At 68.5% G+C, this 21,439-nt stretch carries 16 protein-coding genes; 7 read left to right on the top strand and 9 right to left on the bottom strand.

The window, feature by feature from the left end:
• Positions 1 to 23: 23 nt before the first annotated feature.
• Positions 24 to 1,343, bottom strand: a complete 1,320-nt coding sequence (locus M673_RS06545; protein WP_061974640.1) for a GNAT family N-acetyltransferase — start codon at positions 1,341 to 1,343, stop codon at positions 24 to 26.
• Between the two features lie 136 nt (positions 1,344 to 1,479).
• Positions 1,480 to 2,028 carry a DUF924 family protein gene (locus tag M673_RS06540; RefSeq protein ID WP_061974638.1) on the bottom strand — a complete coding sequence of 183 codons (549 nt, stop codon included), beginning with the start codon at positions 2,026 to 2,028 and terminating at the stop codon, positions 1,480 to 1,482.
• Between the two features lie 28 nt (positions 2,029 to 2,056).
• Here M673_RS06540 and M673_RS06535 point away from each other — a divergent pair, with 28 nt between their 5' ends.
• Entirely contained in the window at positions 2,057 to 2,374 is a 318-nt protein-coding gene (locus M673_RS06535) for a sulfurtransferase TusA family protein (RefSeq protein ID WP_082639205.1), read from the top strand.
• Here M673_RS06535 and M673_RS06530 read toward each other — a convergent pair.
• Positions 2,368 to 3,507 carry a CobW family GTP-binding protein gene (locus M673_RS06530; RefSeq protein ID WP_061977701.1) on the bottom strand — a complete coding sequence of 380 codons (1,140 nt, stop codon included), beginning with the start codon at positions 3,505 to 3,507 and terminating at the stop codon, positions 2,368 to 2,370. The two genes, M673_RS06535 and M673_RS06530, sit on opposite strands and share 7 nt — an antisense overlap.
• 29 nt (positions 3,508 to 3,536) lie before the next feature.
• The gene (locus M673_RS06525; RefSeq protein WP_061974636.1) at positions 3,537 to 4,742 is read right to left on the bottom strand and encodes a D-alanyl-D-alanine carboxypeptidase family protein; all 1,206 of its coding nucleotides are present in this window, start codon (positions 4,740 to 4,742) and stop codon (positions 3,537 to 3,539) included.
• Positions 4,743 to 4,883: 141 nt separating this feature from the next.
• Here M673_RS06525 and M673_RS06520 point away from each other — a divergent pair, with 141 nt between their 5' ends.
• Complete coding sequence (locus M673_RS06520) at positions 4,884 to 6,068, top strand: M20 aminoacylase family protein (protein ID WP_061974634.1); 1,185 nt, start codon at positions 4,884 to 4,886, stop codon at positions 6,066 to 6,068.
• A gap of 65 nt (positions 6,069 to 6,133) precedes the next feature.
• On the opposite strand, the gene M673_RS06515 is transcribed toward M673_RS06520, so the two are convergent.
• Both M673_RS06515 and M673_RS06510 read right to left on the bottom strand, forming a co-directional pair.
• Positions 6,134 to 6,526, bottom strand: coding sequence for a helix-turn-helix domain-containing protein (locus M673_RS06515; protein WP_061974632.1), 393 nt, complete (start codon positions 6,524 to 6,526; stop codon positions 6,134 to 6,136).
• Positions 6,527 to 6,760: 234 nt separating this feature from the next.
• Positions 6,761 to 8,002: a putative DNA modification/repair radical SAM protein gene (locus M673_RS06510; protein ID WP_061977700.1), complete on the bottom strand. Its 1,242-nt coding sequence runs from the start codon at positions 8,000 to 8,002 to the stop codon at positions 6,761 to 6,763.
• Between the two features lie 246 nt (positions 8,003 to 8,248).
• On the opposite strand from M673_RS06510, the gene M673_RS06505 reads away from it, so the two are divergent.
• Both M673_RS06505 and M673_RS06500 read left to right on the top strand, forming a co-directional pair.
• The gene (locus M673_RS06505) at positions 8,249 to 8,677 is read left to right on the top strand and encodes a BA14K family protein (RefSeq protein WP_187301303.1); all 429 of its coding nucleotides are present in this window, start codon (positions 8,249 to 8,251) and stop codon (positions 8,675 to 8,677) included.
• Positions 8,678 to 8,879: 202 nt separating this feature from the next.
• Positions 8,880 to 9,404 (top strand): BA14K family protein, encoded by a 525-nt coding sequence (locus tag M673_RS06500; RefSeq protein ID WP_061974628.1) that lies wholly within the window; start codon positions 8,880 to 8,882, stop codon positions 9,402 to 9,404.
• Positions 9,405 to 9,467: 63 nt separating this feature from the next.
• Here M673_RS06500 and M673_RS06495 read toward each other — a convergent pair whose 3' ends face one another.
• From M673_RS06495 to M673_RS06485, 3 genes are all read right to left on the bottom strand, one after another.
• Positions 9,468 to 10,268 carry an FAD binding domain-containing protein gene (locus M673_RS06495; RefSeq protein ID WP_061974626.1) on the bottom strand — a complete coding sequence of 267 codons (801 nt, stop codon included), beginning with the start codon at positions 10,266 to 10,268 and terminating at the stop codon, positions 9,468 to 9,470.
• Between the two features lie 17 nt (positions 10,269 to 10,285).
• Complete coding sequence (locus M673_RS06490) at positions 10,286 to 12,640, bottom strand: xanthine dehydrogenase family protein molybdopterin-binding subunit (protein ID WP_061974624.1); 2,355 nt, start codon at positions 12,638 to 12,640, stop codon at positions 10,286 to 10,288.
• 118 nt (positions 12,641 to 12,758) lie between these two features.
• On the bottom strand, positions 12,759 to 13,259 hold the full coding sequence (locus tag M673_RS06485; RefSeq protein ID WP_061974623.1) for a (2Fe-2S)-binding protein: 501 nt from the start codon (positions 13,257 to 13,259) through the stop codon (positions 12,759 to 12,761).
• Between the two features lie 459 nt (positions 13,260 to 13,718).
• On the opposite strand from M673_RS06485, the gene M673_RS06480 reads away from it, so the two are divergent.
• From M673_RS06480 to M673_RS06470, 3 genes are all read left to right on the top strand, one after another.
• Positions 13,719 to 15,683 (top strand): autotransporter assembly complex protein TamA, encoded by a 1,965-nt coding sequence (locus M673_RS06480; protein ID WP_244493065.1) that lies wholly within the window; start codon positions 13,719 to 13,721, stop codon positions 15,681 to 15,683.
• Positions 15,683 to 21,094 (top strand): translocation/assembly module TamB domain-containing protein, encoded by a 5,412-nt coding sequence (locus M673_RS06475; protein WP_061974619.1) that lies wholly within the window; start codon positions 15,683 to 15,685, stop codon positions 21,092 to 21,094. The genes M673_RS06480 and M673_RS06475 overlap by 1 nt, the downstream gene beginning before the upstream one ends.
• Positions 21,095 to 21,210: 116 nt before the next feature.
• Positions 21,211 to 21,438, top strand: a complete 228-nt coding sequence (locus M673_RS06470; protein WP_061974617.1) for a hypothetical protein — start codon at positions 21,211 to 21,213, stop codon at positions 21,436 to 21,438.
• Position 21,439 lies beyond the last annotated feature (1 nt).

Raw genomic sequence — 21,439 nt, 5'->3', positions numbered from 1 at the left:
GCCGCTCGAAAATCAGATAGTTTCTAGCGGACGGTGAACCGTTCCAGAAGATCGCGCAGCCGCGCCCGTCGCTGCCAGCGCTGCCGGAGACGTCGGCGATGGCGTTCGAGATCGGCGGCGATGGTCGGCACGGTTCCGTTCGCGGCCGGGTCCAGCGCGACGACCAGGGTGCCCATTTCCATCCGCCCTCGCCAGAGCGGGTTGAGAATGCCGTGATCGGGCACGGCACATGAATCTACGAAGCCGATCGCGGGATCGGCGATCATCGCTTCCGTGGCGAGCGCGGCGACGAGGGCGCCCGGCCGCGCCTTCGCGAAGCGCTCGTCATAGGCAGTCTTCCAGGCGACGCCGCGCCCGTTCGACAGGAGAACCACGAGACTGCCGATCGCCTCGCCGTTCAGCCGCAGCGAATAGACCCGCGCGCCGCCCTGCGCGGCCAGACCGTTCACCGCCTCGCGGGCGAAGGCAGCGCGGTGCCGGTCCTGCAGCAGCGCGCTGCCGGCCTGGCCCTTCCAGCCCGCCGCTTCCAGATAAAGAAAGTCCTCGAAGGCCTCGCGCACCGAGCGCTCGTCGCCGGCCGCCTCGAAACCCAGCGCGCCCTGCGCCTTCAGGAGGCGCAGCCGCCGCCCGTGGTCGCGATGGCGCTTGGGGCCGAGCACCCGGCGAAGATAGGTGTCGGGATCGCCGGTGGAGGCGTCGAGAACCGCGCGCGAACTCCGATCGGACAGGGCCATCGACAAGCCGCGCGAAAGGGCGGTCCGCATCAGGAGCCGCGCCAGCGGTCCTTCCAGCGGCAGGTCCGGCAGGACAAGCAGCGGCGGCAGGCCCTTGGCGGGAGAGCGCAGCGCGTCGAACAGGCTGGCGGCGGTCGCATCGGGGTCGTCGGTGTCGAGGGGGGGAACGCCGAGCCGGCCGAACGGATGGGTCCAGGTGCGCACCACCTTGCGCCGGCCGAACGAGGCCATAGCCTCCACCGAGAAGGGCATGAAGAAGCGCAGGCGGCTGCGCCCCTCCGCTTCGTCGCGCGCCACGATGAGGCGAACCGCCTTGTCGTCCAGCCGCGGCATGGCCGGCACCAGAAAGCGCGGCTCGAAAAAGAGGTTCGGCTCGATCGCCCGGCGCGAGAGGTGCTGAAGCTCGTCCACCAGCGAAAACGCGGCATGGGGCTCGTAGAGCGAGATCCAGCGCGAACCTTCGAGCCGGACCGCGTCCGTCGTCTCCCGCTTCAGCAGCCGCAAATGCTCGGCGCGGGCCACGCGGTCGAGAGCGCCGTCCGCCGGGGGCGACTGAGGTGCCGTAGCGTCCGCTTCGTCCTTCGCGCCTATCTGCTCGGCGATGTTCATGGAACGCCTCCGCGCCGTGCCCTCGAATCCTGAAGGATAAGCGTAAGCGCTCCCTATTAAGGCGATCTTTAAAAACCCGCCCAAAAACAACCGGAGGGTTTTTCATCCCCCGATCGCATCACATCTCCGCGATGTCCTACCCGGCGAAGCCCCCGCCATCGAGAAAGGCTTGTTCGCCCGGTGTTGTGTCCCGGCCGAGGATCGCGTTTCGATGAGGAAAACGGCCGAAGCGGGAGACGATGTCGCGATGCTCCTCGGCGTAGGAGACGTTCTCCTCGCCGATCTCCCCCATCCAGCGCACGCACTCTTCCTGGTCGGCCAGCGCCTCCGAATGCATCAGCGGCAAGGCGAAGAACTGGTTGATGTCCTCGCCCACATGATAATGGTCCCCCCGCGCAAGCGCCGCTTTGGCGAGGCGCAGCGCTTTCTCGTCGGTCGCGAAGGCGCGCGGCGTGCCGCGAAACATGTTGCGCGGAAACTGGTCGAGCAGCAGAACGAGCGCCAGCGCGCCGTTTGGCTCCTCCGCCCAGGCGTCGAGTTCGCCGGCCGCCGCGCGCTCGTAGACATCGCCGAAACGCTGAGCGATCGTCGCGTCCAGCTCGTCGTCGCGCGCGAACCAGCGCTCGGGGCCGAGATCGCGCCAGAAATCGACGATGGTCTGCGGGTCGATCGAGTAATCGCTCATGGGGTTCGCTTCGGGAGAGTGGGTGGGAATGACGGCTGAAGGCTTAGATAGGAAGAGTGCCGAGGCGAACAAAGGCGCAGCACGCGGCGAGACCGATCTTTGCGGGCGGCTCGATCTGCGCGGCCTGAAATGCCCCCTGCCCGCCCTGCGCACCAGGAAGGCGCTCAGCCGGCGTGCACCGGGCAGCCGGCTCAGCGTCCTCGCCGACGATCCGCTCGCCCCGCTCGATCTCGCGCATCTGTGCCGAATGGAGGGCCACGAGGCCGAGCCGCCCGTAACCCTTGAGGGCGGTGGCTGGCGATTCGAGATCACGAAGGGCGAACGCCCGGCGAGCGCGCCTCAGTAGGTGTGGGAGCCGAGCGCCAGCGGGTTGTCCAGAAGCGCGGCGCGGTCCGGCGCGTCGATGCGGGCCGCGCCGGTGAAGGCGGCGAAGAGATCGCGCACCAGCCGCTCGTCCAGCCCGTCTCCGATCAGGACGAGGCGCGAGCGCGGCGCCTCCCCCGTTGGCCAGGCCGGCAGGCGCACCGGCGGATGGAGATAGGTTCGAACGCCATGCAGGACGAGCGGCCGCACTTCGTCCTCGCGCAGGCGCACGACCGCCTTCATGCGCAGCAGCCGGTCGCCCTGCCGCATGAACAGGAGGTCGAGAAACGCCTCCAAGTCCGAAGAAGCGATCGGCGCGTCGTGAACCAGCGAGAAGGAGGCGACGGCGCCATGCGCATGTGGCCGCGCATGGCTCTCGTGGTCGCAGGGCTCGCCATGGGCGTGGCCGCAGACGTGCTCGTGATGGTGATGGTGGTCGTGCCCCTCGTGCCCATGATCGAGCGCGGCCTCGCCCATCCATCGCCGGAGGTCGGCCTGGCGGGTTTGCGGGTCGAGCAGGCCGCAGCCGAAGACATCCGCCGCGCCCGCCCCAGCCGCATCGCGGATCGGCGCGCGCGGGTTGAGGGCGGCAAGCACCGAGCGAAGCCCGTTCCAACCGGCTTCGAGATCGGTCTTGGTGACGAGGAGCCGGTCGGCGCAGGCGACTTGCCGCTGCGCTTCCGCGCGCTCGGCGAGCGAGGCGGCCCCGGTCACCGCGTCCACCAGCGTCACCACGCCGTCCAGCGCGAAATGCTGGAGCAGCACGGGATGGGCCATGAGCATGGCGAGGATCGGCGTCGGATCGGCAAGACCCGTGGTCTCGATCACGACACGGCGAAAGGGCGCGAGGCGCCCGGTCTGTACACGGTCCACCAGCTCGGCCAGCGTGTCCACGAGATCGCCGCGCACAGTGCAGCAGATGCAGCCGTCGGCCAGTTCGATCACGCCGTCGCGCGCCGTCTCCACAAGCAGATGGTCGATCCCGACCTCGCCGAACTCGTTGACGATCACCGCCGTGTCGCGCGCTTCGGGCGCACGAAGGAGCCGATTGAGAAAGCTCGTCTTGCCGGCGCCGAGAAAGCCCGTCAGCACCGTGACGGGAACCGGACCGGACATGGCTTCCGGCGCGGCCTCTTGCGCGGCGCTCACGGCGCGCGCCCCGCGACGCGATCGGCCGTATCGAGAAGATCGGAGCCTGGCCGCATGGCGTTTTGGCGGGCGTCCAGCGCGCGCCGCTCGGGCGAGGTCGCTTCGCCGCTTTCGGTCGGGCGCGGCGTCGGAATCGGAATGCCGTAGGCGGCGATCATCGAAATGCCAGCGTCGAAGCCGCGCCCGGCTGCCGCGCCGCCCAGCGCCACCGGCACGCTCGCCGGCGGGCGGGTGACCTCGGTGAGATAGGGCGAGCCGAAGGTCTCGGCGCGCGTGTCTTCGCTCTCGCGCTCGTTGGCGCGCTGGGTGCGCCCGGCGGCCGAGCAGACCGCGGCGCTGATGTCGGCGGGCGGCCCTTCGGAATGGGGCAGGTCCTGCACCGTCTCCCGGATCGAGCGCGGATTGGTGTTGAAGCCGTTCTCGATCACCTCCGCCGCCAGCCTCTCGCGCACGATCGGCCCCTCGGCACCCAGCACCACGGCGACGATCGTGCGGTTGTCGCGGGTGGCCGAGGCCACGAGATTGAAGCCCGACGCGCAGATATAGCCGGTCTTCATGCCGTCCGCGCCCTTGTAGCGGCCGAGGAGCCCATTGCCGTTCTTCATCACGGCCTGCCCGGCGGCGATCGCCTCGGTGGAGAAATAGTCGGTAAAGGCGGGGAACTGCCGGCGGATGGCGACGCCCAGGATGCCGAGATCCTTGGCGCTGGAATATTGCCCCTCGCCCGGCAGGCCGTTCGGATTGATGTAATGCGTGTCCTGCATTCCGAGGTCGATCGCGGCGCGGTTCATCGCGGCCACGAAGACCTCGACCGAGCCGCCGCCCAAGGTCTGGGCGATGGAATAGGCGACGTCGTTGGCCGATTTCACCAGCATCATGCGCAGCGCCACGTCGAGCCGCATCACGGAGCCGGGCGGAAAGCCCATCTTGGAGGGCGCCTGGCGCGCCGCGTCGCGCGTCATCACCACGGGCGTGTCGAGCTGGACGCTGCCCTCCTCCAGCGCCTTCAGCGCGAGATAGGCCGTCATCAGCTTGGTGGTGGAGGCCGGATACCAGCGCTGCGTGGCGTTGGACTGCGACAGGACCTTGCCGGTCGCGACATCGATCGCGATCGTATTGGCGGCCATGGCGCCGCCGGCCAACGGCGCGCCCGCCAACAACGCGGCCAGAACGAAACTCCGCAGCTGAGCCTTCGCCCGCATCCTCGTCCTCTCTTTTCCCCACGACCGGCGAAACGGCAGGCTTCAGCCCCTTCGCACCCGCACCCGACTCGTGTCAGGATAGGCCGAACTTTTTAAGAAGGTTCATTTGTCGCCATTCTATGGCATCCCTCGGAACTTCCCATGCCCGTTTCGCAGAGCCTTCAAGACACAGCTTCCGACCTCGCCGCCTGGCGCCAGACGCTCCATGCCATGCCCGAACTTCTCTACGAGGTCCATGACACCGCGGGTTTCATCGCGGCCCAGCTGCGGGCGTTCGGCTGCGACGAGGTGGCGACCGGCATCGGACGCACCGGCGTCGTCGGCATCGCGAAGGGCGTGGGGGGCGCGAAGGGACAGGCAGCCGGGCGGACGATCGCGCTGCGCGCCGACATGGACGCGCTGCCGATCGTGGAGGAAACGGGCGTCGCCTATGCCTCGCAGCGCCCCGGCGCCATGCATGCCTGCGGCCATGACGGGCACATGGCCATGCTGCTGGGCGCCGCGCGCGAGCTTTGCGCCACGCGCCGCTTCGCCGGCACGGTCGCCTTCGTGTTCCAGCCGGCCGAAGAAGGCGGGGCAGGCGCCAAGGCGATGATCGACGACGGGCTTCTGGAGCGGTTCGGCATCGAGGAAGTCTACGGAATGCACAATCTGCCGGGCCTGCCGGTCGGCACGTTCGCCATCAATCCCGGGCCGATCATGGCCGCGACCGACGAATTCTCGATCCAGCTGGACGGGCGCGGCGGGCATGCCGCGATCCCGCATCAGACGCGGGACCCGATCTTGGCCGGAGCCGCCTTGGTGCAGGCGCTGCAACAGATCGTCTCGCGCAACGTCGATCCCTTGGATTCGCTGGTCGTGTCGGTGACGCAGTTCCACTCGGGCTTCGCGCGCAACGTCATTCCCGAAGGCGCCACCGTGTCGGGCACGGTGCGCTCGCTTCGGCTGGAAACGCAGAGCTTCGCCGAAACGCGCATTCGCGAGATCGCCGCCGGCATCGCCAGCGCGCATGGACTTGCCGCCGAGACGATCTACAACCGAAACTACCCCGTGACGCTCAACGACGCCGCAAAAGCGGCTTTCTGCGGTGACGTCGCGGCGGAGATCGTGGGCGAGGCGAATGTGCGGCGCGCCATCCCGCCCTTGATGGGCGGCGAGGATTTCGCCTTCATGCTGGAGCAGCGTCCGGGCGCGTTCCTGTTCATCGGCAACGGGCCGAGCGCCGGGCTGCACCACCCGCGTTACGACTTCTGCGACGAGGCGCTGAGCGTCGGCGCGTCCTACTGGGTCGAGCTCACCGAGCGCGCGCTGCCCCTGGCGGCGTGACGGCACGCGAAAAAGCCGGCGCATGCGCCGGCTCGGATAGCGTGTTCAGAAGACGAGTAAAACGCTTAGCGACCGCTTTCGGGGTCCAGCGCCTCGATCAGCGCGCGCAGGCGATGGCGCACCTCGACATCGGGAATGCGCGACAGCGCGATGGAGGACTGCAGCGTTTCGCGGCTCGCCACGGGCCGGGATGCCTCGGTCTCGTCCAGCCCTTCGAAGAAGAACATCGGGCTCGTCTCGAAGGCCTTGGCGATTCGATACAGCGTGCTGGCGCTGATTCGGTTGGCACCGGTCTCGTATTTCTGAATCTGCTGGTAGGTCACGCCGATCCGGCGCCCCAGTTCTTCCAGGGACACGCGACGGGAGGTGCGGATCAAACGCAAGCGCGCGCCCACCTGCACATCAATAGGATCGCGTTCGGCCTTCAACTCGGAAACTCCATATTGCATCTCGACCATCTACCGTCTCGGCCTATCAGGAAATGCAACATTTGCGAGTAGGACGATCGATCACCCAGCCTGGATGACGTTAGACCGGATTCGCCCGTGTTGCCTACCCACGTTCCCATCTACCCCAGGGTTTCATACAGCGATCATGACGAAATTGTGATTCATCGCCACAAAGCTGCAACCTCCGCGCGCTGCGAAGACTGAAATTCCGAGATAAAGGTAAACCCAGGTTACAGGACTCTCTCAAAAAAGCGAGAGCTGCTCGGGCTTTGACGTGCGCGTTAGTTGGCTACGCAAATTTTCGCCGTCCAGTCGCGTTCCCGGCGTCCAATCCAACGTGCAGACGAACGGGCGCAGCTTTTCGATGGAGCGACAGAGCCGGGCGACATCGTCGAGTCGCAACGTGCGGTGCCGTCGCGAGGAGAGAATCGCGTCCACCGAGCGGGTGCCGAGGCCGGGAACGCGCAGGAGCATGTCTCGGTCCGCCTTGTTCACGTCGACCGGGAACTTGTCCCTGTTGCGCAGTGCCCAGGCGAGCTTGGGATCGATCTGGAGATCGAGCATCCCGCCCTCCCCGCCCGAGACGATCTCGTCTCGGTCGAACCCATAGAAGCGCATGAGCCAGTCCGCCTGATACAAGCGGTGCTCGCGCATCAGCGGTGGCTTGGCGGACGGCAGCCGGTTCGAGGCGTCGGGAATGGGCGAGAAGGCGGAATAGTAGACCCGGCGCAGCCGGTAGTTGCCGTAGAGATTTTCCGACCGGGTGAGGATCGTCTCGTCGTCCGCGCCGTCGGCGCCGACGATCATCTGCGTGGACTGGCCGCCCGGCGCGAAGCGCGGCGGCTTGATCCGATCCCGCGCCTCGCCTTTGCCCTCGTCGATCTTCATGCGCAGGTGGCCCATGGAGCGGCGGATGTCGCGCGGCTTCTTCTCGGGCGCCAGGCTCTCCAGGGCGACGTCGGTCGGCAGCTCGATATTGATCGACAGGCGGTCGGCGAAGAGGCCGGCCTCCTCGATCAGCCGGGGCGCCGCGTCGGGAATGGTCTTGAGATGGATGTAGCCGGAGAAGTTCTCCTCCATCCGCAGCTTGCGGGCGATGCGGACCATCTCCTCCATCGTATGGTCGGAGCTTCGGATGATGCCCGAGGAGAGGAACAGGCCCTCGATATAATTGCGCTTGTAGAAGGCCATGGTGAGCTTCACCACCTCCTCCACCGTGAAGCGCGCCCGGGCGACGTTCGAGGAGGAGCGGTTCACGCAGTAGACGCAGTCGTAGATGCAGAAGTTCGTCATCAGGATCTTGAGCAGCGAGATGCATCGCCCGTCCGGCGCATAGGCGTGGCAGATGCCCGAGCCTTCCGTGGAGCCGATTCCACCGCTCCTCATCGAGTCGCGACGCGTCGTGCCGCTCGAGGCGCAGGATGCATCGTATTTCGCCGCGTCGCTGAGGATCGCGAGCTTGTCCATCAATGTCATCTTGGCCATGGGCCAGAGATAGCGTTCACTCTTCGTTCCGGCCATGGCGTTTGGGGCTTTTCCACCGGTCCCTGCCGTGGCGGGACGTCGCAGCCCGTTCAGGCCGCGTTCATATCAATAAGCCTAACTTGCTTTCTCCATCACCGGTCGGAACGGGACGGAAGCGAGGCGCGTTGGCCTCGCATTCGGATGTCCGTCATCCCTCAAGGGCGCTTTGCCCGACGGGCCGGTTCATTTCAAAGGGAGCAATTTGTCATGCGTCGTTTCAGTCAGGTCTTTATGGCCCTCGTGGTTTTGGGAACCGGCAGCGTCACCTTCAGCGCGCCCGCCGAGGCGCAGAGCTTCCGGGAGCGGCAGCGGTTCGTGGAGCGCTTCTGCGCCCGCAACCCAGGCGCGCGCGACTGCCGCGAATTCCGGCGCGATGCCCGGCGTTGGGACGACCGCCGCTACAATCGCTGGTATCGCGACAACTACCGCGACCGCCGCGATTCCACAGCGGCGACGATTTTCGGCCTCGCGGCCGGCGCGGCGCTCGGCGCGGCGGCGGCCGGCAATGCCCAGGGCGGCGCGGCGGTGAGCCGCGATCAGGTCGCCCGCTGCGCCGCGCGCTACCGCACCTACGATCCGCGTACCAACACCTATGTCGCCAACAGCGCGGGCGAGCGCCGCATCTGCCGCCTCTGATCGGCTTAAGGCTCATGCATGATGGGGATCGGCGCGCAGCCGGCCCCTTTTCTTTTGCCGCGACCGCATCAATTGCCGGAATGACATTCAGCCGTCGTTCAGGATGGCGCCGCTAATGATGAACGCAACAAAGCCGCTTCGAGACCTCGGATGGTCCGGGAGCCCGAAGGGCGGCGCATCCGTCGCTCTGGAGTTCGCAACCATGCGTATTCTTCTTGCCGTCCTCACCGCCTGCACGCTGGCGACGAGCCTTGGCACTGCTGAGGCCCAGGCCTGGGACAACGGGCCGGGCTATATCGGCCAGCCCGCCCCGCCTCCGCCGCCTCCGGGCTACTATCCCCCGCAGCGCCGGCACCACAACCGGATCAATGCCGGCGACGCGCTTCTGGGCGGTGCGCTGGGGCTCGCCGCCGGCGCGCTTCTGGGCTCGGCCCTGTCGCAGCCCCAGCAGGCTCCCCCGACCTATTACCCGCCGCAGCGCCCATCCTACCCCGCCTATGGCGTCGCCCCGCCGAGCTACGAGGACACGGTTCCGGCCCGCCCGGTGTATCGTGGGCCGAGACAGGCGCGCTACTACGACGACTATGGCACCAACACGCGGGACTATCGCGACGGCTCGCGCCAAGCCCACGTGGACGCGTGTTTCGACCGGTATCGCTCCTACGATGCGCGCACCGACACCTATATCGGCAACGACGGATACCGGCACCGCTGCAATATCTGGTAGACGCCATCCCGAACAAAAAAGCGCCCGGCCAAAACCGGGCGCTTTTTTCGTTGACCGGATGCGTCAGCGCGCCTTGCGCACCGCCCGCTTGGTGACGACCGGAACCAGCGCAGCGCGGTATTCGGACGAGCCGTGAAGATCGCCGATCATGTCGCCTTCCGGCACGGTGAGCCCTTCCACCGCCTCCGGCTCGAAGCGGGCCGAGAGGGCCGCTTCCGCCGCCTTCCAGCGGAAGGCGCCGTTGGCGCCCGCGCCGGTGACGGCGACGCGCACATCGCCGCCGCGCCGGGACACGTAGACCCCGCACATGGCATAGCGCGAGGCGGGGTTGCGGAACTTCTCGTAGGCCGAAGCGTCCGGCGCCTCGAAGCGGACGGCCTTGACGATCTCGCCCTCGCTCAGCGCCGTTTCGAACAGGCCGAGAAAGAACTCGTCCGCGCCATATTCGCCCCGGTCTGTCTCGATCGTGCCGCCCAGCGCTAGAAGTGCAGCGGGATAATCCGCCGCCGGATCGAAATTGGCGACGACGCCGCCGATCGTGCCCATGTGGCGCACGGCGGGATCGCCGATCAAATTGGCGAGCTCGGTGAAGCCCGGCGCCACCGCCTCGATTGCGCGCGAGGTCGCCACCTCGAAATGCGTGACGCCGCCGCCGATCCGCACATGGCGGCCCTCCACCGTGATGCCCTTCATCTCCGGCACGTGGCGAAGGTCGATCAGCGCGGATGGGGCGGCGAGCCGCGCCTTCATGGTCGGGATCAGCGTCATGCCGCCGCCGAGATACTTGGCTTCCTCGCCGCCCTGGGCAAGAAGCTGGGCGGCCTCGGCCAGGGAGTTCGCGCGACTGTATTGGGTCTCGTACATGGCTCTTCCCTCCCCCTTCAGAGCGCCGCGCCGACTGAGCGCAGCGCGCGCCAGACCTTTTCGGGCGTCGCGGGCATCGACAGCTCGTTGGTGCCGATCGCGTCCGTGATGGCGTTGATGACGGCCGGCGGCGAGCCGATCGCCCCCGCCTCGCCGCAGCCCTTGATGCCGAGCGGATTGGTGGTGCAGGGCGTCTCGGTGGTCAACACCTCGAACATCGGCAGGTCCCAGGCGCGGGGCATGGCGTAGTCGTTGTAACTCGCCGTCACCAGCTGGCCCGACTCGTCGTAGTGCACGCCTTCCAGCAGCGCCTGGCCGATGCCCTGCGCGAGGCCACCATGCACCTGCCCCTCGACGATCATCGGATTGACGATGCGGCCGAAATCGTCGGCGGCGACAAACTGCACGATCTCGGTCTTGCCGGTCTCGGCATCCACCTCGACCTCGCAGATGTAGCAGCCGGCCGGGAAGGTGAAGTTCTGCGGGTCGTAGAAGGCGCCCTCCTTCAGTCCCGGCTCCATCCCGTCCGGCAGGTTGTGACCGGTATAGGCGCCGAGCGCGACCTCATGCCAGGCCAGCTTGCGGTCGGTGCCCGCCACCTTCACCTCGCCATTCTCGATGACGATGTCGTCGTCGGAGGCTTCCAGGAGATGGGCGGCGATCTTCTTGGCCTTCAGCTCCACCTTGTCCAAGGCTTTGGAGATGGCCGACATGCCGACGGCGCCCGAGCGCGAGCCGTAAGTGCCCATGCCGAACTGCACCTTGTCCGTGTCGCCGTGGATCACCTGCACATTGTCGAGCGGCAGGCCGAAGCGCTCGGACACGAGCTGGGCGAAGGTCGTCTCGTGGCCCTGGCCGTGGCTGTGCGAGCCGGTCAGGATCTCGATCGTGCCGACCGGATTGACCCGCACCTCGGCCGATTCCCACAAGCCGACACCCGCGCCGAGCGAGCCGACCGCCTTGGACGGCGCAATGCCGCAGGCCTCGATATAGCAGCTGTAGCCCAGGCCCCGCAGCTTGCCGCGCGTCTTCGCCTCGGCCCGGCGCGCTTCGAAGCCGGCGACATCGGCTGCCTTCTGCGCGGCATCGAGCGTGGCGGGGAAGTCGCCCGTGTCGTAGTTCATGATGACGGGCGTCTGATGGGGGAAGGACTGGATGAAGTTCCGGCGGCGGAATTCGTCGGGCGAAAGGCCGAGCTCTCGCGCCGCCGTCTCCATCGTCCGCTCGATCACGTAGGTCGCCTCGGGCCGGCCGGCGCCGCGATAGGCGTCCACCGGCACGGTGTTGGTGTAGACCGCCTTCACATTGGCGTAGATTGCGGGGATGTCGTACTGGCCCGACAGGAGCGTGGCGTAGAGATAGGTCGGAGTCGCCGAGGAAAACAGCGACATGTAGGCGCCGAGATTGGCGACCGTCTCGACCCGGAGGCCGATCACCTTATGGTCGGCGTCGATCGCCATTTCCACATGCGTGTGATGGTCGCGCCCATGCGCGTCGGTGAGGAAGGCTTCCGATCGGTCCGAGGTCCATTTCACGGGAACGCCGGTGCGCTTGGAGGCCCAGAGGCAGACGATCTCTTCGGGATAGATGTAGATCTTGGAGCCGAAGCCGCCGCCGACATCGGGCGCGATGACACGCAGCTTGTGCTCAGGCGCCACATTGTAGAAGGCGCTCATCACCAGACGCGCGACATGCGGGTTCTGCGAGGTGGTCCAGACCGTGTAATGATCGTCCGCCGGATCGTAGACGCCGAGCGCGGCGCGCGGCTCCATGGCGTTGGGCACCAGACGGTTGTTCACGATGTCGAGCCGCGTCACGTGAGCGGCGCGGGCGAAGGCGGCCTCCGTGGCGCTCTGGTCGCCGAGCTCCCAGTCGAAGCAGAGATTGTTCGGGGCTTCCGGGTGGATCTGCGGCGCGCCGTCCGCCAGCGCCGACGGCCCTTCCACGACGGCGTCGAGTACCTCGTAGTCCACCGCCACGGCTTCCGCCGCGTCGCGCGCCTGGAGCTTGGTGTCGGCCACCACCACGGCCACGGCCTGGCCCACATGGCGCACCGTGCCCACCGCCAGCGCCGGCCATTCGCCCATCTTCATGGGCGAGCCGTCCTTGGACGAGACGGCCCAGCCGCAAATGAGATTGCCGATCCCGTCGGCCTTCAGCTGATCGCCGGTCAGGATGTCGATGACGCCGGGCATGTCGCGCACGGCCTCGGCATCGATGCCCTTGATCCGCGCATGGGCGTGCGGCGAGCGCACGAAGGCGGCGAACTTCATGCCGGGCACCACCATGTCGTCGGTGTAGCGCCCTCGGCCCGTGATGAAGCGGCGGTCTTCCTTGCGCAGCACCCGCGCGCCGAACCCTTCGATACCCATGTCTCATCCTCCCGAAATGCCAATCGGGGGCCGGCGGGATGCGCGCGAGGCCGGCGCATCGGGGCGCCCCGTGATGAATGCTGCTGGTGCGGCGGCGGCCCGAAAGGGGCCGGGCGGCCTATTCGGCGGCGATGCGCTGCTCAGTGGGCGCGGCGCGCATGGTCTCGGCGGCGGCCAGAACCGCCTTCACGATGTTGTGGTAGCCGGTGCAGCGGCAGATATTGCCGTCCAGCTCGTCGCGCACGGTCTTCTCGTCGAGAACGCCGTCATGGCGACGGATCATGTCCACGGCGGTCATGATCATGCCCGGCGTGCAGTAGCCGCACTGAAGCCCGTGATGCTCGCGAAACGCGGCCTGGACGGGATGCAGCTCCTGCCCCTTGGCGATGCCCTCGATCGTGGTGATCTCGCAGCCCTCGGCCTGCACGGCCAGCATGGTGCAGGATTTCACCGCGCGCCCGTCGACATGCACGATGCAGGCGCCGCATTGCGACGTGTCGCAGCCGACATGGGTGCCGGTGAGCCCGAGCGTATCGCGCAGGAACTGGACGAGGAGAACGCGATCCTCCGCCTGGCCCTGCATCTTGCGGCCGTTCACCACCACAGAAATTTCGGTCATCCGTTCCTCCCGAGAACACGTGCCGGGGCGCGCCCGAGCGGACGCTCTGCGGCCGGCGCGCGTTCGAGACAGTGCCCTGTCCCCCGCGCCGTTCTCGGCCGTTCGGCTGAGCGGAGACTGCCCCGGCTGGCGGCCCTCGGCAAGCGATTTCTGGAACCGTTCCAGACGCCGGCGAGATGCCCCTGCGGCGATAGGACCCACTTCCGCGCCGGCCGTTAAGGAGCCGGGCGCGGCGGCGTTAACAATGTGTGGCGCAAGTCCCACAAAAGGTTCGGGGAATCGGCGTAGGCCGTCGTCGCGCGGTTGTTATTTCAGTCCGGACCGGCATTTTGAGAGGAAGCACGGGGGAGCGACGGCTGGGGCGGCCATCGCAGCGGAGATCATCCGGGAAGCGCCACGGCGCGCCGGTCCTCTTGTCCCCGCCCCGATGACGTCCGGCAAAGAGAGCGTTTCGCGTTGATGTCAGGATTGAAGCGTTGGGCCGGGACGGCCTACGGCCTGCCCGCCATGGCCTTTGGCCTCGGGCTCGTGAGCGCGCCGGCCCCGGCCGACGCGCTGCCGAAGTTTCTCGACCCGTTCAACCTTTTCGGCAGCCGCGAGGAGACGCCGAGCGACCTCCCCGATCCCGTGCGCTACACCGCGACGCTCAACGTGACGCAGGACGTGGACGGGCTGGAGAAGACGCTCACCAAGGCTTCCTCGCTGGTGGCTGACGAGAAGGAGGCCGTGTCGGGCTCGCTCGGGCTGCTGGCCAAGGCGCGCAACGACCGGCGCCGCCTCGTCGCCACGCTCTATGAGAATTCCCGCTACGACGGCCTCGTCACGATCCGCATCGAGGGGCGCGATATCGCCGACCTTGCGCCCGACGCCACGTTCGACACCTCGCGCCCCGTGCCGGTGGAGATCACCGTCGAGCCCGGCCCTCTCTTCACGCTGGGCACCGTGCGCATCACCGCCAACGGCGTTCCCGTGGACGCCGTGCCCTACGACCTCGCCCCCGGCGCATCGGCCGATTCGACCCGCATCCTCGCCTCCGAGGCGCGGCTTCTAACAGACTTGCGCAACGAGGGCCGGCCCTTCGTCGCCGTGACGGCGCGCAACATCGTGGCCGACAGCGCGACCAAGCGGATCGACATCGACCTCACCGTTTCGCCCGGCCCTCCCGTGCCCTTCGGCCAGACCTACGTCACCGGAACGCAGCGCATGGAGCCGGGCTTCGTCGCCTTCATGGCGGGCATCGAACCGGGCTCGACCTTCTCCACCGCGACGCTGGAAAAGGCGCGCAAGCGCCTCGTCGATCTCGGCGTATTCTCCACGGTCTCGGTCAAGGCCGGCGACGCGCAGGTGGACGACGGCACGCTGCCCGTGCAGGTGACGGTGGCCGAGCGGAAGCTGCGCGTCTTCGGCGCGGGCGCCACCTTCTCCAACACCGAAGGCGGCGGCGTGAACGCCTATTGGGAGCATCGCAACCTGTTCGGCCGGGCCGAGAGCCTGCGCCTCGAAGGCGCGGTCTCGCGCATCGGCGCCGACACGATCAGCACCACCGGCCGTGAGCTCGACGGCTTCGACTACAAGCTGGGCGCGACCTTCAAGAAGCCGGGCGTGCTCGGCCCCGACTCCGTCTATGTCGGCTCGATCACCGCGCTGACCGAGCAGCCCCTGGCCTACGACCGCAGCTCCATCGCCGTATCCAACGGGGTGGAGTATTCGATCGACGACCGGCAGCGGCTGACTGTCGCCGTGAAGGCGGAGTACGAGACCATCACCGACTATCTCGTTTCCGACGAGGAGTTCCTCCTGGCCTCCGTGCCGGTGACCTACACGTTCGACACGCGCGACAACAAGTTGAACCCGACCAAGGGCTTCCTCGCGTCGCTCTCGGCCGAGCCGACTTACGAGTTCGAGAACTCCGTGCCCTTCGTGAAGGCGCGGGCCGACGCCTCGGCCTATCTCTCCTTCGATCAGGAAAGCCGCTTCGTGCTGGCCGGGCGCGTCGGCTACGGCATCGTGGCGGGCGCCGATCTCGAAGACGTGCCGAACGACCGGCGCTTCTACGCCGGCGGCGGCGGCTCGGTGCGCGGTTACGTGTTCCAGTCCATCGGACCCTACTACCCCGGCTTCGCGCTACCCGGCACCAATGCGCGCTTCGTCGACACGCCGATCGGCGGCCTGTCGGTGTTCGAGGCTTCGGCCGAGCTGCGCTTCAAGGTGACGGACAATATCCAGGTCGTGCCCTTCGTGGACGCGGGCGCGGTGGGCGACGATTTCGCCCCCGACTTCAGCAAGCTGAAGATCGGCGCGGGCGTCGGCGCGCGCTACATGACGAGCTTCGGCCCGATCCGCGTCGATGTCGGTGTGCCGCTCGACCCCGGCCCGCGCGACAGCGACTTCCAGATTTATGCCGGCATCGGACAGGCCTTCTGATGATGACGATGCACCTCCTTCTCGACCGCCTCCTTCTCAGCCGTCTGGCCCGCCTGCGCGGGGCCTTCGTGCTGCTCGCCTGCGTCTTCGCCTCGCTCGCCGCGACGCAGCCCGCAAAGGCGCAGTTCCTCGCCGGCCAGCTGGAAAACCTCCTGTCCACCGAGGACAGGCAGGTGAAGATCCAGGGCCTCTCGGGCGCGCTGAGCGGCAATGTGCGGATCGAGGAGGTCACGGTGTCGGACCGCGACGGCGTCTGGCTGACCGCGCGCGACCTCGCGCTGGACTGGTCGCCGTTGGCGCTGGTGCGCAAGAATGTCGAGATCCAGAACCTTTCAGCCGGCTCGATCCGGCTCGACCGCCTGCCCCGCGCGTCGACGCAGACGACCGAAGCTTCCTCGGGCGGCTTCTCGCTGCCGAGCATTACCGCCAATATCGGCCGCATCGCGATCAACGAATTCGTGCTGGGCGAGGCCGTGGCCGGCGTTCCCGCGCGCCTTTCGGCGGAAGCCGGGCTGACGCTCGCCGCCGACCCGGCGCAGCTCGACCTGCAGGCCGCGATCCGTCGCCTCGACCAGGGCGGCGACATCGCGCTGAAGATCGGCTTCCAGCCGGGGGCCAACCGGCTGGAACTGAACGTGACAGCCAGCGAGCCGGCGGGCGGCCTCGTCGCCGGGCTCCTGAAACTGCCGGGGGCCCCGCCCGTCGCGCTCAGCATCCAGGGCTCCGGTCCCTTCGACAATTTCGCCGCCAACGGCACGGTGGACCTCGGCACCGAGCGCGCCGCAACGCTGCAGGCGACGACGCAGACCGGCGCGGACGGACGGCGCGTCTCGGCGACGCTCACCGCCCTGACGCAGCCTTTCGTGCCGGAGGCCTATCTCGGCTCGGTTGGCAAGGACCTTGCGCTCAACGCCAATGTCCTCCTGCGCAACGACGGCGCGATCGTGATCGACGCTGGGCGCCTCCAGTCCGGCCCGCTCAACCTCACCGCCCAGGGCACGCTCGACCGCAGCGGCTCCGCCAACGATCTGACGCTCGCGCTGCGCACGGGATCGGGCGATCCGATCCCGCTTGCCTTCGGCTCGCAAGGCGCGCGCACCGCGCTGGAAATCGCCTCGCTCGACGCCAAGCTCACCGGCGCCTTCTCCGCCGCTGGGATCGATCTCGCCGCCAAGGCCCGCACCGCCGGCTTCGAGACCTATGTCCTGAACGAGGTCAGCGCGACGGTGCGCTCCTCCGCCTTCGACCTCAACAATCTCGTCGGCCCCCTTCTGCTCAAGGTCGACGCGCGCAACGCCACCGTCTCGAACACTCAGAATTCACAGGTCGCCCTGGTCGCCTCGCGGGTTCTGGAAGGGCCAATCGCGCTCGACGCCGACGGCGCGCTCACCAGCGACGGCCTCAGCTTCAACCGCGCCACGCTCACCACCGGCGCGGCCGATCTCGCGTTGAGCGGTCAGGCCGCGCTGAACTTTTCGACCTTCCTTCTCGACATCCGCTCCAGCTTCGAAACGGCGGCGCTTTCGCGCGAAGCCGTGCCCTATGTCGGCCAGCGCGTGGCGATCAACGGCCAGGCGCGCCGCGCCGCCGACGGAAGTCTCGGCGTCAGCGACCTCGTTGTGGATGGCGACGCACTGGAGATCGCCGGCTCGGCCAGCCTGACGGGCGAGACCCTTGCCGCCGCCATTACCGGCCGCCTCGATCAGGCTGGGGTCGCCGACCAGGCGCTGAAGGGCAAGGCCAATTTCACGCTCAATGCCGCCGGGACCTTGAGCGCGCCGGAGGTGAAGCTGACGGCGAACGCCGAGAATCTGGAGGTCGCCGGGCGGCGGCTCCAAGCGCTCGACGCGCGGATCGACGGCACGTTCGCGCCCGATGCGCCGAGCGGCACGATCGCCGTCAACGGCACCTACAACGACGCGCCGCTGGCACTGACGGCGGACCTCGCCACCGAAGGCTCGGTGCGCTCGCTCCGCAATCTTCTCCTTCGCCAAGGCCGCAACAACCTGTCCGGCACGCTGTCGCTGGACGGCCAGAACCGCCCCTCGGGCGATCTCGCGGTCGACGTGCCCGACGCCTCCACCCTTCTGGCGCTGGCCGGCCAGACCGGCTCGGGCGACCTGCGCGGCCGCCTCGCCTTCGCGCTCGGCAATGGCGGCACGCCGGTCGCCGACGTGGACCTGACCTCCGGCGGCGTCACGCTGGGCTCGAACAGGCTCGCCAACGCCCGGATCGACCTGCGCATTCAGAATTTCCTCCAGGCACCGCTGGCGGCGGGGACGATCCGCGCCGCGACGCTGCAGGCCGGCGGCCAGCGCATCGAGAACCTCGACGCGACGCTGGAGACCGTCAACGACGCGACCGCCATCAACGCCAGAACATCCCTCAACGGCGTACCGACCCGTTTCAGCGGCGACGTCGCGTTCACCGACGCCGGCACGGTGGTGCAGCTTCGCACCCTCACCGCCGACATTCCGAACGCGCGGCTGGCGCTCCGCGAGCCCGCGACGGTGACGCTCGGCTCGGTTCGCACCACGCTCGGCACGCTGCGCTTCGATGTCGGCTCCGGCTCGCTCACCGCCTCCGGCTCGCTGGCGGACAGGCTCGATCTCGACCTCGCCCTGGAACGCCTGCCGCTGGCGCTGGCCAATCCCTTCGTCGCCGGGCTCGACGCCTCGGGCACGCTGGACGGCACGCTGAAGGTCGGCGGTCTCGCGAACGCGCCCGATCTCGACTTCGACCTGCGCGCGGCCGGCGTTCGCACCAGCCAGACCCGCGCGGCCAAGATCGACGCGGTCGACGCCGCCCTCGAGGGCCAATATCGCGACGGAACCGCGACGCTGCGCACCGCGCGCGTCACGCTCGGCCAAGGCTCCGTCACCGCAACGGGCACGGTGGGTCAGTCGCTCGATCTCGACCTGCGCCTCGTGGACATTCCGGTCGCGCTCGCCAACGGCTTCGTTTCCGGCCTCGACGCCGGAGGCCTGTTGAACGGCACGGCCCGGGCCACCGGCTCGCTCCAGAACCCGGCCGTCACCTTCGACGTGGCGGGCGCGGGCATCACGGCCGCCGAGGTGCGCCGCGCCGGCGTGCAGCCCCTGTCGCTGGACGTGTCCGGCACCTATCGCGCCGCCACCGTTCGGATCGAGACGGCGCGGGTCGATGTCGGCTCGGGCCGCCTGGAAGCGACGGGCAGCGTCGGCCGTGCCCTCGATCTCCAGCTTCAGCTCGTTGATTTCCCGGCCGCGCTCGCCAACGGCGTGCGCCCCGGCCTCGGCGCTTCCGGCACGCTCAACGGCACGGCCACCGCCACCGGCTCGATCAGCAATCCCGACGCGCGCTTCCAGCTTACCGGCCGCGATCTCACCGCCGCGCCGCTGCGCCAGTCCGGCGTGCGCCCGCTGGCGCTGGACGTCGCCGGCACCTATGCCGACGGCACGGCACGCTTCGAGCGCGGGCGGATCGATGTGGGCGAGGGCTCGCTCGACCTCTCCGGCACGGTGGGCCGCGCCCTCGACCTGTCGCTGACGCTCGACCGGCTGCCCGTGGCGCTCGCCAATGCCGCAAGGCCAGACCTCGACGCGCGCGGCACGCTCTCGGGCACCGCCCGGGCCACCGGCTCGCTCTCCACCCCCAATGCCGAGTTCGACCTGCGCGCCGATGGCGTCTCCGTGGCGCAGACGCGCCAGGCCGGCGCGCCGCCGATCGACGCGGTCGCCGCCGGAACCTTCGCCAATGGCAGCGCGAGCCTTCGCGCCGCTCGCGTCACGCTCGGCTCCGGCCGCCTGGAGGCGACGGGTACGGTGGGCGAACGGCTCGATCTCGACGTTCAACTCGTCAATATCCCCGCCTCGATCGCGGCCGCCGCCGCGCCCGATCTCGGCCCCCAAGGCACGCTCAACGGCCGGGTGCGCGCGGGCGGCACGATCGCCGCGCCCCAGGTTCAATACGACCTGTCGCTGGCCGGCTTCTCCGTGCAACCGACGCGGGACGCGGGCGTCGGCCCGCTCGCCATCGCCGCCAACGGCCAGTTCGCCGACAATCGCGTGACGCTGGACTCGACCCTGTCGGGCTCGGGCCTTCAGTTCGCCGCCAACGGCTCGGTCAATGTCGCGGGCACGCCGAGCTTCGACCTTCGCCTCGACGGCACGGCGCCGCTCTCGCTCGCCAACCGCATCCTGGCGGAGAACGGCCGCTCGGTTCAGGGAACGGCGCGCATCAACGCCACGGTGACCGGAACCGCCGCCAACCCGAACGTGGTCGGCACGGTCTCCACCGCCGGGGCGAGCTTCGTCGACACCGGCGCCAATCTGGCGGTGAACGCCATCAACGCCACGGTCGCGCTGAACGGCCAGACGGCGACGCTGCAGGGCGTCACCGCGCAGCTCGGCGGCGGTGGCACGGTGTCGGTCTCGGGCACGATCGGCCTTGGCGCCGGCTTTCCGGCCGACCTCGCCATCCGCGTGCAGGACGGGCGCTACAGCGACGGCGAACTCGTCACCGTTCGCCTCAATGCCGGGCTGACGCTGCAAGGACCGCTGACGGGCGCGGCGGTTCTCGCCGGCACGATCGACGCGTCCGAGATCGCGATCCTCGTTCCCGACAATCTTCCGACCTCGGTCGCGCGTATCGACCTCAAACGGCGCAACACGCCGCCGCGCGTCCTGCAGCAGCTGCGCGAGATCGACCCCAAGTCGGGTTCGGGCGGCACCACGAGCTCAGCCGGCATCAGCCTCAACGTCACGCTGAACGCGCCGAACCGCGTCTTCGTGCGCGGCCGGGGGCTGGATCTCGAGCTCGGCGGCACGATCCGTATCACCGGCCCGGTGTCGAATCTCGGCATCGCAGGCGCCTTCGAGCTGCGGCGCGGCCGCTTCCAGCTTCTGTCGCGGCGCCTGAACTTCGAGCGCGCGACGTTGACCTTCGACGGCAATCTGGTGCCGACGCTGGATCTCCTGGCCTCCTCGGACACGGGCGAGGTGACGGTCTATGTCGCGATCACCGGCCCCGCCGCGAGCCCGAGCTTCGCCTTCTCCTCCTCCCCTGCCCTGCCGCAGGACGAGGTTCTGGCGCGGCTGATCTTCGGCCAGGGCACCTCGGACCTGTCGCCCGTCCAGATCGCCCAGCTCGCCAGCGCCGCAGCGCAGCTCGCCGGCGTCGGCGGGTCCACCGGGCTTCTCGACAATCTGCGCTCGCAGCTGGGCGTGGACGACATCGACGTGCGCACCACGGCGGACGGTCAGGCGGCCGTCGGCGTCGGGCGCTACCTCAACGAGAACACCTATGTCGGCGTGGATTCCACGGGCCGCGTCTCGATCGACCTCGATCTCGGGGCCGACATCAAGGCGCGCGGCGCGGTGACTGCGGGCGGCGGCGGCGAGGTCGGCATCTTCTACGAGAAGGAATATTGAGGCCCACTGGCCTGCTTCCGCGCCCGCAACAATTTGCGGCTCCATGCGTTTGACGGGGATAAGAGGGACGGCCGGCCGATGAAGCCGGCCGCCCGCTCGCTGAAGGAGCGTAAGACATGAGCACCGAGTCCCTGAAATACGGCAAGTTCGATCGCGACGACGGCAAGAGCTACGCCTCGCCCATGGCCGTGGTGGAAGACGCCGGGCTGCATGGCGGCGAAAAGCGCTCGATCCTGGAGGAGTGGAAGCGCCGCGTCGCCGAGCACAATCGCGCCGACGGCATCCACACGATGGACCATGAGCTCGACAGCGCGATCGAACGTCTGGCGGGCCTCGGGACCTGAC

The organism is Aureimonas sp. AU20 (assembly GCF_001442755.1).
In the GTDB taxonomy this organism is placed as follows: Bacteria; Pseudomonadota; Alphaproteobacteria; order Rhizobiales; family Rhizobiaceae; genus Aureimonas.
This window is presented reverse-complemented; position numbering and strand designations above follow the sequence as displayed.